Consider the following 13,890-nt stretch of genomic DNA (forward strand, 5'->3'; position numbering starts at 1 on the left):
GTTTATTTCTTTTTTTGTGTAATGACATACGCGATGTCACTTGGCAGAATTTTCAGCAGTGGCATGGCAATGAAGATTAGGCAATAGATTAAGCTTGTGACGATTGGTCTTGTTTTTTTATTCGCATAGGTCAGTCTCGTATATAAACCATCGAGGCTGAGTGTTTCTAGGCGACCTTTGTCTTTGACTTCGAAGCCTTGGCTCGCAAGAAGAATCCCTAGATTTTTTTGATTAAAGTAATGGATATGTGGTGAGGGCATCCCCACTTGCCACATTCTTTCGAAAAATCCTTTCATGCCGATGAAATTGAATATTTTTGAAAGGCGATAGAACACTCCATTGCTATCAGGTAGATTTAATACAAGCAACCCATCATCCTTTAGATGGTCATTGCAAGCAGACAATACTGACTGAATATCTGGGATATGTTCAATCACATCATTAAAAACAATGACGTCAAATTTTTCGTCTGTACTTAAAATCTGTGGAAAATAACCCATCCTAATAGGTAAGCCGAGCTTTAAAGTTTGTTTAAATATTGTTTGATCAGGTTCAATGCCAAGCACATCGAAATGATTCTTGGCCAACTCAAGAAACCAGCCGTGTGCGCAGCCCACATCAAGTAATTTGTGATGGTTAGAAGTAAACGTGCAGATTCTATTCAACAGTGTCTTGAAATTGATATTTCTTACTGTGCGTAGACCAGACTCCCGCGAGAACTCATCCAGCGGACGGTGCAGGTCTGTTTTATTGATGGTCGGCAGGAGTGTTGCCATTTCATAATGACAACGCTTGCATACAAAATGCCAAGGCTCATTGCCAGCTGTCATGACTGATTTGCAAACCGGGCATGCTTTGTCTAACATGAAGAAGCTCTTAAATGTACAGATCTATTAATGTAATAGATAATGGGCCTTTAAGTTTTTTCTGATTTATTAAGTTACTTAAATTGAACTGGCGTTTACAGGCAATAGCGCCACGACTTGGAGTCAGGTTTAGTGTTCGAGAATAAAGACGAATGGCGAGTGGCTGTCGTGATACCTGCCTATCGGGTTACTCAGCATATCAGCGAAGTCATTCATGGCATACCTGAATCAGTATGGGGTATCTACGTAGTGGATGATGCCTGCCCGGATGAAACAGGTAAGTATGTAGAGACATTCATTACCGACCCTCGAGTTCGCGTTTTATATCAGCCAGTCAATCAAGGTGTGGGTGGCGCAGTGATGGCCGGATACCAGGCTGCACTTGCAGATAAAGCAGACATCATTGTCAAGGTTGACGGTGACGGGCAGATGGATCCTGCACTTATTCCGGATTTTATTGCGCCAATCATCTCTGGTGAAGCTGATTACACAAAGGGAAATCGCTTTTATGATTTGGAGAAGATCCGATCAATGCCTAGAGTAAGAATTTTCGGCAATGCCGTTTTGTCCTTACTTACAAAGTTATCCTCTGGCTACTGGAATTTATTCGATCCCACCAATGGGTATACCGCGATACATGCAGACGCCTGTAAGCATCTTCCATTTCATAAAATTAGCAAACGTTATTTCTTTGAAACTGATATGTTATTTCGGCTAAATACGCTTCGGGCCATGGTCGTTGACGTTCCAATGGATGCAAAGTATGGCGAGGAAACTAGCCATCTTAAAATATCCAAGATAATGGGCGAATTTCTATACAAACACACTAAAAACTTTTGTAAAAGAATTTTTTATAACTATTTTCTGAGAGACCTGTCGCTCGCCTCTATTCAACTTGTTTTAGGATTTTTATTGACCTTTTTTGGTGTTGTATTCGGTGGCTATCAATGGTTAATATCAGCCGATGTTGGCATACCAGCATCGGCTGGTACGGTCATGGTGGCAGCGATGCCACTCTTAATTGGTTTGCAACTTATTTTGTCTTTTATTGGCTACGATATTGCCTCTGTCCCGCGCAGACCCATTCATCGATTAAAGCGAAGACGAACGTAGTAACGCACTTGATTTGATTACATGCCATTCTTTAATGAACACTCCATCCTCAATTACTCAAAGATCAGACACTGGTCATAATAAGAAAAATGAACTTGAGATGCCCTCGCATTTATCGGCACTGGATGGATTTCGTGGCTTACTTGCAATGTGGGTTTACCTAGGGCATTTGGCTAATTCGGTAGGTTTTAAAAACTATGTTTTAGGCATGCATGCCCTAGCTGTCGACTTATTTATGATTTTGTCAGGTTTTCTAATGGTTTATACATGGAAAACAGCTATCAGTTTTAGGCACACTTTTAGTTTTAGTTTTACCAAAATAGCGATCCCCTTTTATGCGAATCGTTTTTTTCGCATCGCACCACTCTATTATTTCTTACTCATCATTTGCTTTTGTTTTTTGCCAGTATTGGCAGAAATGCATGATGCAACGCATAAGTTGATTCCCCCCCCATGGGCGGAGGGTTTAAGTAGCTATAACCCACATACCGTTTGGGACTTTTCCAATTTTAAATGGCTGTTCTTGCACACCACTTTTGCATTCGGGGCGGTTCCTGGAATGGAGTCATCAACGCCACTCCCTGGCTGGAGTTTGTCGCTGGAAATGCAGTTTTATTTAATCATGCCAGCACTGCTGTTGATGTTTGGTCGAATTCATATCATTTTGCTAGCCGCACTAACAGCAGTTCTTGCTTTTTATGCGCCCTCACTTTTCGGAAATTACTTAACACCAGGTTCGATTGCACATTTTGGCCAGCCTAGTTTTATAGTTTATCGGCTGAATGCTTTTATGGCGGGGCTGGTGATCGCAGTCTGGCTGCGCAATAGACAGCTGGAAAAACCTAGCTTAATGGTTAATGTATATACAGTTTTAGCGAGCGTGATTTGCATTCTTCCATTAAGTAAACCTGTTATCTTGGGTTATGCACTTTTTATAATTCTAGTTTTAAATCGGTCGTTTATTCTTGACCAATTGTTTAGTCTTAAGCCACTCAGATTTTTAGGTAATATCTCATATTCAGTTTATTTATCCCATATATTGATTGTTATACCAATCGTATATTGGCTAGTTAATCAACATGCCTTTCTGGCTTTAGACGATTCAATTCGATTTGTCGTGGCTGTGGGATTAACTGCGCCGTTTGTCATTTTAATCGGATATGTATTATTTCGAACGGTCGAGATCCCTGCCACTCGATTAGGTCATTATTTTTTGAATCGATGAATCTATTTATAAATATGGATTAGACAATACAATATTAGACCGGCTTGGGGTAAGTTGATTGCGAACTGCATGATCTAAAACGTGACATTGATACATGTGGTCAATCCATCGCGCATTTTTGAATATTCTGTAACTTCTAAGAAAAGGATGCTTTTCTATTGGTCGCATTGGATGCTCCTCAGTAAACTCATGAACGGCAGCTTGTTCTCCGCACCATGAGTTGTGACTAGGGTATTCCAAGTCATCCAAATAAATCATGACCTGAGGGAGCATGTTGTTTGCAGAATGCGTTAGTAGCTTTAGGGCATCAACGGTAGAACTGTAATAATCCACATCAATTGAAACAAATCCTATTGGTGCCTTAGAAAAATCTTTTTCGAGAAATGCCTTCATTGACTCTGCAATAGGTCCGAGAACTAATTTTGTGTTGTCATCTAGCAGGCGCGATAGTTTCTCAAAAACCATCGGAAAGTCGCCAGCTTGATATATCTCTGGATGGTCTTTATAGGATTGTGGCGGCGGCATGCCAGCACCCGTATCAAAACCGTAAATATCAAAATGAATGCCTGTTGATTTTGTTATTTTTTTTGCGATTTCTTGCAAATTAATCAATCCTGAACCTGCGGCAACGCCAAATTCGAAAATTGATACTCGATCGTACCCAAGCGCTTTTGCTTGATCAGCGACACTTAACAGAGAGTATGCATGCTGTGGCCTGATTACCAGATCGAAGTCAATTTTTGTCCTATATGAACCAAAAAGGCTAACAAATAGCGCAATGATATTCAAATGAATTGGCTCAGAGAGGCGCTCGTAGAAGATACGCTTCCAAATGTATGTTTGACTAAGTTTTTTTAAGTATGCAAGTGACATTTGTTTAAACTAGCAGATGGTTAGGGTCGAAGAATTCCGTTACTGCAGCAGATGGTATGAGCGTAATTAAGTACGAGACTGTAAGTGCCCAAATTGTAGCGTTAAGTGGTCGGCGCAGTGCTCGCGTCAAAGGGGTTAGGATTAGTAGTTTCCGATGTAAACATCGCTACAATCTAGCTATGTGAATGTAAATTAGGATGTTTAGAGTGATCGTTAACGAATCTTATAAAGATAAAACCATCTTAATCACGGGTGGTGCCGGTGCAATCGGTAGCAACTTGACCCGAGCACTCGCTCAAGCGGGTGCCGCAAAGGTAATCATTCTTGATGATTTATCCGCGTCATACAATTGGAGCATTCCTAACCTGCCCAATGTCTTGTTTGTAAAAGGCAGCATTACTAATGACATTGATTTAAAAAGGGTTTTTCATGAAAAGCCTGATTACATCTTTCATTTGGCCGCTTTTTTCGCCAATCAAAATTCCGTAGATTATCCAGAAAAAGATTTATTGGTGAGCCAGCTTGGTACGGTCAAGATGCTGGAATACGCTGTACTCCAAGGCGGTCTCAAAAGATTTGTATACGCAGGCTCTGGCTGTGCGATATACGGTGCACAGGCGCCACTTCCGCTAAAAGAAGACTTTGTTTCCATGCACCTCACGACCCCCTACCAAATCTCCAAGATGGCAGGGGAGTTGTACTGTAATTTTTATTGGCATCATTATGGCCTGCCCGTTGTAAAAACCCGCTTTTTTAATTCATATGGACCAGGCGAAGTCCCTGGGCAGTATCGCAACGTCATTCCCAACTTTATTTATTGGGCAATGAAAGGTCAGCCATTACCAATTACTGGCGATGGAAAAATGACGCGCGACTTTACGTATGTCATGGATATCGTCGATGCACTTTTACGTGCAGGTATTGTTGAAGAGGCAATTGGTGCTGAGATGAATATTGCCTCCGCCACAGAGACGGAAATCGTTCAAATGGCAGAGATGATTAATGAATTAACGGGTAATAAGGCAGGGCTGCTTTACACCGATCGACGCAAATGGGATACAAAGTCCAGACTACTTGCAAGCGTTGACCGCGCACGAGAGTTACTTGGATACGATCCTAAGACAACGTTTGAAGATGGGCTAAAAACAACCATTCAGTGGTTTAAGGATAATTGGGAAGACATTTCTCGTGATGCAGAGTTCCCTCCAGGTATGTCCTCTGCTGTTAAAAATTATGTTTTACGTCAAGACGCTGAACGCGAATGAAACAGGTTGTCCAAAGTTACAAGACTGGAGAGGTCACACTACGAGAAGTCCCAGTACCACAGTGTGGCAGCAAACGTATTCTGGTCCGTAACAGCCACTCGCTCATCAGTTTAGGTACCGAACGCTCAACCATTGAACTAGGCCGGAAATCCTTGCTAGGTAAGGCCGCCTCACGACCAGATCTAGTCCGACGCGCCTGGGATAAAGCCAAAAAAGAAGGCTTACTTAAAACATGGCAAGAGGCCATGGGACGCCTAGATACGCCTACGCCTCTGGGGTACAGCAGTGCTGGCGTCGTTGAGCAGTGCGGAACCGCTGCAACCGAATTTTCTCCAGGCGACAGAGTGGCGTGTGTAGGACAGGGGTTTGCTTCACATGCTGAATTTGTCTCAATCCCTGTCAATCTGGCCGCACAGATTCCCAAGGGTGTGACGGATGATGAGGCGGCATTTGGAATGCTGGGCATCATCGCATTGCATGGTGTGCGTAGTGCCAATCTGACATTCGGTTCACATGTCGTTGTGATGGGTCTAGGATTGTTGGGTTTATTGACGATCCAAATTCTTCGCGCTTACGGCTGTGAAGTGCTTGCTATAGATCCTGCGCTGGACAAGGTAGAACTTGCCAAGCAATTAGGATTTGCGAACGTTACGACGAATGCAGAAGATTTATTGCAAATTTCTAATCACAAAACCTTAGGATATGGAGCTGATGCAGTCATCATTACTGCAGCGAGCAAAGATCGGAGCTTGGTTGATCAGTCGATTAAGTTATGTCGCACCAAAGGGCGAATCGTCATCGTTGGCACTGCAGATATTCATCCTGATAGAAATGAGCTGTGGCTCAAAGAGATCGAACTCGTCGTTTCACGAGCAGCAGGCCCTGGATCCTTAGACCCCATCTATGAAATAGAAGGTGTTGATCTTCCGATTGGCGATGTTCGTTGGACACAAAAACGTAATTTGCAAGAATTTCTACGTTTAATTGCAGACAAAAAAGTGGATGTGTTGTCCCTAATTACACATCGGTTCGCCATCGAAGAGGCCGAGAGTGTATATGGACAATTCGTTGCAGGCAGCCTCATTCAGCCTATAGGCGTATTGCTGAATTATCCAGAGACAGCACACATTGCACGAACAATGACATTAGCCCCAGTGCAAGTCATGCCTCGCAACGTAGACAAGATACAAATTGGTGTGATTGGCGCTGGGTTATTTGGAAAAGCTTTACTTCTACCTGCCCTGAAGTCGCAGACTGGCGTTGTCCTTCATACCTTAGTAACAGGTTCTGGAGCGAGTGTTGAGCACAGTGCACGTAAATTCGGATTTTTAAATCAATCTACCGATACAGATAGTGTCTGGGGAAATTCTCAATTAGATGCCGTTATTGGGCTCACACCTCACAGCCAACATGCACAACTTGTTTTTTCTGCAATAAAAATGAGTAAAGCGCTATTTCTGGAAAAGCCAATTTGCGTGAGCGTTGACGAGCTCGCGAATTTGCGTGAATCTGCCTCCGAAGCTAGCTCATTACCTCTAGTATTTGTTGGGCACAACAGAAGATTTTCACCGCACGCAGTGCAAATGCAAAAGTGGTTGGCTGACCGTCAAGGACCGCTGGTTTTACAAATGCGCATTAACACAGGATTTATTCCTGTCTCGCACTGGGTTCACTCAGAAGATGAAGGTCGAAGCCGCGTAGTCGGTGAAATGTCTCACTTTATTGATCTTATTCAATGCTTGGCAAAAGCATCTATTGTGCGAGTATCGGCAGAAAGGATTTCTGGCGATAACCGAAGTGCGGTTAATAATGACAATATCGCCATCAGTTTTAAACTGAGCGATGGTTCTGTCGGCTCTATGATTTACTCTGCGTCCGGTGATAAAGCGTACTCCCGAGAAATGATTGAAATATTTTTTGATGAGAAAACGATTGTTTCAAAAGATTTTCGGGTAAGCGAGTTTCATAAAGGCGGTAAGTCAGAAAGCTTTAAGACCAGCGGACAAGAAATGGGATATTCACAAGAGCTGATGCACTTTGTGAACTGCGTGAAGGGAACTGAATCACCCGTTGTTTCATTAAATGAATCCTTCGAAACAATGGACGTCATTTTTGCCATTGAGCGCGCTTTAGCAACCGCAACTATCATTACCATTGGTTCAAAGTGAAAATCCTACTTGTTACCGATTCGTATCCACCGGAGATTCGCTCCGCCTCTCATCTGATGCTTGAGCTTGCACAAGAGCTTGAACATCGAGGCCATGACGTCACCGTGATTACTACGTGGCCCGAATACAATTTAGATCAGGCAATCGAACACAAAAAATTTAGTGAGTTTGAAATTGAAGACGCGATTAACGTGATTCGAGTCAAAACCTTGCCTCACCATAACGTCAATTACATTGTGCGTGGATTATCTCAATTATTAATGCCACTGCAGTTTTTACTCAAACTTAGACGGTACAAGATTAAGACAGACGCAGTTGTTGTTTACAGCCCTCCTTTGCCTTTGGCACTCGTCGGAAGCTGGCTTAGAAAATATGGGGTGAGAAACATCTTGAATATCCAAGACCTATTCCCCCAGAACGCCATTGATCTTGGAATTTTGCGCAGCAATGCTCAAATTAAGTTTTTTAAAGCGTTAGAGAAGTATGCCTATAAAACTGCTGACATCGTCACCGTTCATTCCGAAGGTAATCGAAAGATGCTTTTGGAGCAGCAAGACAAGATCGAATCAAAACTCAAGCTTTTACATAATTGGGTGGATGTTGAACACCATAGTTCTGAGCATTCGACAGTAAACTTTAAGCAAAAGTGGGCAATTCACCAAAAGCACGTTGCTGTCTTTGCAGGTGTAATGGGCCCCTCACAGTATCTTGATCTGATTTTGATGATTGCAGAGCAGATGCAAGAGAACACGGATCTTTTATTTTTACTAGTTGGAGATGGTAAAGAAAAAGAAAGACTTCAGACGCTTGCCAAGACTAAAGGACTCTCAAATGTCCGCTTTGAGGGTTTTATCTCACGAGATATTTATCCAGATTTACTCAGCGCCTGCAGTATCGGGCTCGTATGTTTAAGCCCACAGAATCAAACCCCAGTCGTGCCGGGGAAAATATTAGGACACATGGCTGCTGGATTGCCAGTTGCTGCTTTTCTTCATACAACAAGTGATGCGCATCAGATGATATCGGATGCAAATTGTGGTGTTTCAGCAAATTCTGCTGATGTGCAAGAGTGTGTCAGAGCGATGAAAGATTTGCTTTCGCGAGAATCGGAGTTTGGTCGCATAGGATTGTCAGGGAAACAATATGCGAAGCAGCATTTTTCTAAAGAAGTCTGCGTGTCCCAGCTTGAAGCAATGCTCAATTAAGTTCCTATTTTTTTAGATATGCTTTAGAAATGAATGAGTGCATTTCATGACTGACAAAAATGCAGCGATCACTACAACAAAAACTAATAGCCGTAAAAATATAATATTTGTAGCTTTGTTATTTGTAGTGTGTAATTTTTTATCTACATTCATTCCTCCTTTTCAATCACCAGATGAATTTGAGCATGTCACCAGAGCCTATTTATTTGGCAAAGGCGTGATTGTTCTTGAGGTGCCTAAAGATGAAGTATCAGGTGGCTTCATTGAATCTGGGCTCGCTCGCTATATGGATGCCTTTAGACCGTTGCCTTTTAATCCTGATCGCAAGATTTCAGACTATGAACTTGCTGCTGCCAAGAAAATAGAATGGACTGGGACAACAGAATTTAATCGCGCTCCAGGGATGGCTTTTTATTTCCCAGCCATTTACAGCATACATGCTCTAGGGCTCTTAATGGGTGAGCATCTTAATCTGTCGGTTGATGCGACTTACAAGCTCACCAGGGCATTGTTATTACTTGTGATCTGCGGGATTCTTTACTTTTCATTTCAGCTTTATCAACCACCTTATCTCGTCATGGCATTACTAGTGATCCCTATGAGTTTATTTCAGCTTGCTTCAGCAAGTTTAGATGGGATCGCAACGGCAATTTCAATTTTTCTTATTTCTGCATTTTTAAAAATTACTGAAAACAAAGAGCAATCAGCAAAGTGGCTTTTTTATACTTTAATGATTGCATGGTTGCTATTGGCTTCAAGTCGTGTTCAGCAGTTTTCTTTGATTCTTTTGGTGGCAAGTTGTGGTTACTTTATGCGCAAGCCGCGCTACTTTTTTCTGACTTTTCTTGCCGCACTCCTCGTCATTGTTTGGCAGATAATTGCGGTGACAACGAGTGTGGATGGTCGTGTCAAGCTTGGGGCGCCTACATCCACAATCGTAAGTTGGTATTTAAATCACCCGTGGGATTTTGTCGTTGTCATGCAGACAACTTTGAGTAGCTCAGAAGCTTGGCGCTCATACTTAAGTAGTTTCTTTGGTATGTTAGGTTGGCTCGATACACCATTTAAAGGTAAAGAGTATCTCTACTTGTTAGGTTTGACCTCGCTGATTGCATTACTTTCGATGACCGTCCGTAATTTGCATATTCACCTTGAGGCTAGGCTATTTCTTGTGATTTGTTCAGTCGGGTCGATATTATTGATTTATTTTGCCCTGCTGGTGACATGGACACCACATCCAGCCATTGTTGTGCATGGCGTCGTTGGAAGATATTTTCTAATCCCTGTGCTCATGCTTGCTTATGCATTTGCAGATGTGACAGTTACAGCGAATTCTAAAAAACAGCTTTGTGCACTAATTTTACTAATTTGTTTGGGCGTATTTAGCGTTGTGAATACCAGTCAGCTCCTCGACAGCAGATACTTCGAGCAGACCAAGTAACCGCGCAGACAACCTGAATATACAGCCACAGTCACAGGACATCATTGTGGGCACGACATTTAAAGAAATATCTCCATTTTCAGTCCAACCTGATTTCAAATCTTATCGGCCAGACATTGATGGTTTGCGTGCCTTGGCTGTATTAGTAGTGGTTATTTATCATGCGTTTCCAGGACGATTACCTGGTGGTTTTATTGGCGTAGATATTTTTTTCGTAATCTCAGGGTATTTAATTTCTGGAATTATTTTTTCAGAACTTTCAACAAATACTTTTAGTATCCGTCGCTTTTATGAACGTCGTATTCGACGCATCTTCCCTGCTCTTTTGATTGTTTTAGCCTCCTGCTTGACTGTTGGGTGGGTCGTCCTGCTAATAGATGAGTACGCTCAGCTAGGTAAGCATGTATTGGCGAGCGCAGGTTTTTTGTTAAACCTTGTCTTATGGAGCGAGAGTGGGTATTTTGATAATGCTGTCGATACAAAACCTTTGCTTCATTTGTGGTCTTTGGGTGTAGAAGAGCAGTTTTATATTTTTTGGCCTTTAATTTTAGGATTTGCGTGGAAACAGAAAGTAAATATTAAATGGCTAATTATTGTTATCTGTTGCCTCTCATTTGCATTTAATTTACACCAAACTTCTGTTGATCTCACTGCTGCATTTTACTCGCCGCTCACAAGATTTTGGGAGTTATTGATTGGCGCGTTAATTGCATATTGGGTCCAAAGCAATTCTTTTGGAAACAATGGACTTTTTTCACAGGCCTCTAAAAATGGGCTATCTATCGTTGGTTTTCTTTTAATTTTATGTGCTCTGTTTTTCATTGATAAGGAACGTGCTTTCCCAGGCGCTTGGGCACTTTTCCCCGTTTTAGGTGCCGCACTCATTGTTCTCGCTGGTCCATCAGCATTGATCAATCGCACGGTTCTATCCCATAGAGTCATGGTTGGAATCGGCCTCATCAGCTACCCACTCTACTTATGGCATTGGCCTCTACTGTCTTTTGCGCGAATTTTAGAGAATCAAACTCCAACAGGTTTTGTTCGCTTATTTATTGTTACCCTTTCATTTTTTTTAGCGTGGGCGACTTATGTTTTTATTGAAAAACCAATACGACATCAAAATAAAAATAGGCACTTTGCTTTAAATACAATTTTTGTAACAATGTTCGTTTTTGGTGGTGTTGGCTATTGGATTTTCTTGAATCAAGGGATAGAAAATCGTTTGGTGGTCAAAGCTAGCTTGCAAAATGCACCATTTGTAAAAATTGATTTTCCGCCCGAAACTTTATGTACGGAAGGCTTGAATAGTCGCATAATCAACTCTCCAGCCCTGCAGTTTTGTAAGCGTTACGCATCAAAAGAGCCACAAAAGACAATTTTGTTATGGGGTGATTCGTCAGTTGTGTCCTTACTTCCTGTTTTCGCAACGATTGCAAAAGAGAAAAATTACGCAATCGTTAATATTTTTCATCTTTCTTGTCCGCCCATTATTCAGGCTCGCAAAAGCTCTTTTACTTTTGAAGATAGTAAAAAATATTGTGCTGACGGTGTTATACAAGGTGAAGTTGTTGATTTTATCCGTCAACTCAAACCTGACCTAGTCGTCATCGCTGCAGCTTGGACCGTTTACGGAAATAAAGAATTTCTCACAAATGTGACGGATGATATAGCAAATCCTGCATCCACTAGAAAGGTGTTAACAGAAAATTTACCCGATACGCTAGATCAGTTGACGTCAATCTCCAACGTAATTGTGATTAAGGGTTGGCCTGTCCTTCCTAGAAATCCACACACACGCGTTGTTGATTTGATAGGCCTGTCTAAAGGGGAAGTCACAGTCCCACAAAAAGAGTTTGAACTGAATACTCAACTTATCAATCAAGTGTTCGATAACCTTACAAATAAGCGTATCAGTCTTTACACGCCAACTCATAAATTATGCGACGGAACGCTTTGTCACAGCATCGTTGACGGAGTGATGTTCTACGAAGATACCTATCACTTAACTTCTCAAGGCGTCATGCATTTCAAAGAAGATCTAGAAAGAATGATTGATCAAAGCCTTCATTAAATAAATTTAATGCGTCTTGCCGCGAATGCCACCATTCTTAATAATAACCAACCGTGTTTCCAGCGCGATATATTTGTTTCTCCATAGCGTCTCGCTCGATAGCGGATAGGCACTTCAAGAATTTTAAGGTTCAGCCGAGCTGCACCAAAAAGCAAATCAAAATCTCCAAAAGGATCGAAGTCACCAAAATAAGATCTATTGTCTGCAATCCGCTTGTAGTCTTCACGCCAAAGTACTTTTGTTCCGCATAGAGTGTCTCTAATTGATTGCCCCAATAGCCAGCTAAACGCCCAGGAAAAAAACTTATTTCCAATCAGATTTGCAAAACGCATTGCATCGCCTTCCATTGGATAGACTAAGCGAACGCCGTTGACAAATTCTGCATCTCCATTCGCGATTAGCGCATAGAATCGTGGCAGATCTTCTGGTGGTACCGTGATGTCAGCGTCCAAAATCATCAGCACATCGCCTGTCGCAAGATCAAAACCTGCTCTGACTGCGTCACCCTTCCCTTTGCCTTGTTGCTTGATCAACTTACATTTTTTGTTTGGATGGGCTGCAATTTCTCTTTCAATCACTTCATATGTGTCGTCAGAGGAATGTCCTTCGACAAAGATGATTTCTGTTCCTGCTCCCATCTCTGGAATGCGTGAGATGAGCTCTTTGATATGACCGGACTCATTGCGTGCAGCAACAATCACCGAGACACTAGGCGTGACCACTTTGGGCTCTAGAAGCGGTCGTGCAACCATGAAATTGGCCATGGATAAAAAGCGGAAGGGGAATAATTTTGCTAAATACCGGTTTGAAAAATCTGAAATAAAAGGGATGCGTATGGGGATCAGTACTTCAGTCCAATGTCTGAGTGGCTGAAAACCAGAGATCTCAAGCAGATTTCTCATGTCTTGAGGGGCCAACCAATTTTGAGCTAATTTTGGAGAGGCCACGCCTATCTTGCTAGTAATGGCGAGAGGGATATTCCAGAGATGGCTGTAAAAATTAAAGATTACGCGAGTGCTAGGGGAACAGTATTTTATTAACGATTCAAGAAGAGTTTGCACATCCCAAACATCGTTTACTAATTCCGAAACGATAATATAATCAAAGCATCGTTCACTTAGGTCTACATTCTGAGCATCTGCAAGAATAAATTCTATATATGGGTGAAGCGAAATCGCTCGGTCAATAGCTGACTTTGAAAAATCAACACCTACTCCATGACTTGGATTTAAGGCAAAAAGAAGATCCCCTTGACCACAACCTAATTCTAGAACACTTAAATTTTCTGGTACTAATTGACGATAGGTTGATATTATTTTTTTTCGATAATAAGCTGACTGAGCTCGGGGAGCAAATGCATTAATATCGTTCCAATACTTAAGCCGCTCTGAGCGATACTCAATTGCTTCGGATTCAAATGTACTCATATCAATTTTTCGCTTAAAAGCGCAGCACCTTCAGAAAATATTGTTAGCTAAATAATAACAGCAGTAGTGTCCGGTTAAACCGGGTCATTAATCAGTAAAAGCCAATACAGGCGTGGCCTAGCGGCCGATTTTATTTGGTGCCGATTTGAATTCAAATTCATCATTTTTGGGTATTTTCCTAGGGGTTAGCCTCTGGGGGATGTCTCATGAACGTCGGCAAGACGCTTTTTGCGCAG

10 protein-coding genes are annotated in these 13,890 nt (G+C 41.9%); 7 read left to right on the top strand and 3 right to left on the bottom strand.

The genetic code is table 11. The features are described 5' to 3' along the window. Nucleotides 1–2: 2 nt before the first annotated feature. Nucleotides 3–866: a class I SAM-dependent methyltransferase gene (locus tag QWY30_RS14980; protein ID WP_290242362.1), complete on the bottom strand. Its 864-nt coding sequence runs from the start codon at nucleotides 864–866 to the stop codon at nucleotides 3–5. A 132-nt stretch (nucleotides 867–998) separates the two neighbouring features. Between QWY30_RS14980 and QWY30_RS14985 the strand changes: the two genes are divergently transcribed. After that, nucleotides 999–1,979 carry a glycosyltransferase family 2 protein gene (locus QWY30_RS14985; RefSeq protein WP_290242363.1) on the top strand — a complete coding sequence of 327 codons (981 nt, stop codon included), beginning with the start codon at nucleotides 999–1,001 and terminating at the stop codon, nucleotides 1,977–1,979. Between the two features lie 34 nt (nucleotides 1,980–2,013). Next, entirely contained in the window at nucleotides 2,014–3,204 is a 1,191-nt protein-coding gene (locus tag QWY30_RS14990) for an acyltransferase family protein (RefSeq protein ID WP_290242364.1), read from the top strand. 6 nt (nucleotides 3,205–3,210) lie between these two features. Here QWY30_RS14990 and QWY30_RS14995 read toward each other — a convergent pair whose 3' ends face one another. Continuing rightward, complete coding sequence (locus tag QWY30_RS14995; protein WP_290242365.1) at nucleotides 3,211–4,077, bottom strand: class I SAM-dependent methyltransferase; 867 nt, start codon at nucleotides 4,075–4,077, stop codon at nucleotides 3,211–3,213. A gap of 206 nt (nucleotides 4,078–4,283) precedes the next feature. On the opposite strand from QWY30_RS14995, the gene QWY30_RS15000 reads away from it, so the two are divergent. From QWY30_RS15000 to QWY30_RS15020, 5 genes are read left to right on the top strand one after another with little or no spacing between them, the layout of a single operon-like run. Then, on the top strand, nucleotides 4,284–5,342 hold the full coding sequence (locus tag QWY30_RS15000; RefSeq protein ID WP_290242366.1) for an NAD-dependent epimerase/dehydratase family protein: 1,059 nt from the start codon (nucleotides 4,284–4,286) through the stop codon (nucleotides 5,340–5,342). Next, entirely contained in the window at nucleotides 5,339–7,510 is a 2,172-nt protein-coding gene (locus tag QWY30_RS15005) for a bi-domain-containing oxidoreductase (protein ID WP_290242368.1), read from the top strand. The genes QWY30_RS15000 and QWY30_RS15005 overlap by 4 nt, the downstream gene beginning before the upstream one ends. Continuing rightward, on the top strand, nucleotides 7,507–8,715 hold the full coding sequence (locus QWY30_RS15010) for a glycosyltransferase family 4 protein (RefSeq protein ID WP_290242370.1): 1,209 nt from the start codon (nucleotides 7,507–7,509) through the stop codon (nucleotides 8,713–8,715). The genes QWY30_RS15005 and QWY30_RS15010 overlap by 4 nt, the downstream gene beginning before the upstream one ends. 46 nt (nucleotides 8,716–8,761) lie before the next feature. Next, on the top strand, nucleotides 8,762–10,156 hold the full coding sequence (locus QWY30_RS15015) for a DUF2142 domain-containing protein (protein WP_290242372.1): 1,395 nt from the start codon (nucleotides 8,762–8,764) through the stop codon (nucleotides 10,154–10,156). Between the two features lie 46 nt (nucleotides 10,157–10,202). Then, nucleotides 10,203–12,227, top strand: coding sequence for an acyltransferase family protein (locus tag QWY30_RS15020; RefSeq protein ID WP_290242374.1), 2,025 nt, complete (start codon nucleotides 10,203–10,205; stop codon nucleotides 12,225–12,227). Here the strand turns inward: QWY30_RS15020 and QWY30_RS15025 are convergent. Then, nucleotides 12,224–13,654 (bottom strand): glycosyltransferase, encoded by a 1,431-nt coding sequence (locus tag QWY30_RS15025; protein WP_290242376.1) that lies wholly within the window; start codon nucleotides 13,652–13,654, stop codon nucleotides 12,224–12,226. The genes QWY30_RS15020 and QWY30_RS15025 overlap by 4 nt on opposite strands. Nucleotides 13,655–13,890 lie beyond the last annotated feature (236 nt).

The organism is Zwartia panacis (assembly GCF_030410395.1).
In the GTDB taxonomy this organism is placed as follows: Bacteria; Pseudomonadota; Gammaproteobacteria; order Burkholderiales; family Burkholderiaceae_B; genus Zwartia; species Zwartia panacis.

Coding starts and splice junctions, on each gene's coding strand:
- QWY30_RS15015 (WP_290242372.1), top strand. CDS start 8,762: ATGACTGACAAAAATGCAGCGATCACTACAACAAAAACTAATAGCCGT.
- QWY30_RS14990 (WP_290242364.1), top strand. CDS start 2,014: ATGAACACTCCATCCTCAATTACTCAAAGATCAGACACTGGTCATAAT.
- QWY30_RS15025 (WP_290242376.1), bottom strand. CDS start 13,654: ATGAGTACATTTGAATCCGAAGCAATTGAGTATCGCTCAGAGCGGCTT.
- QWY30_RS15005 (WP_290242368.1), top strand. CDS start 5,339: ATGAAACAGGTTGTCCAAAGTTACAAGACTGGAGAGGTCACACTACGA.
- QWY30_RS14980 (WP_290242362.1), bottom strand. CDS start 866: ATGTTAGACAAAGCATGCCCGGTTTGCAAATCAGTCATGACAGCTGGC.
- QWY30_RS14995 (WP_290242365.1), bottom strand. CDS start 4,077: ATGTCACTTGCATACTTAAAAAAACTTAGTCAAACATACATTTGGAAG.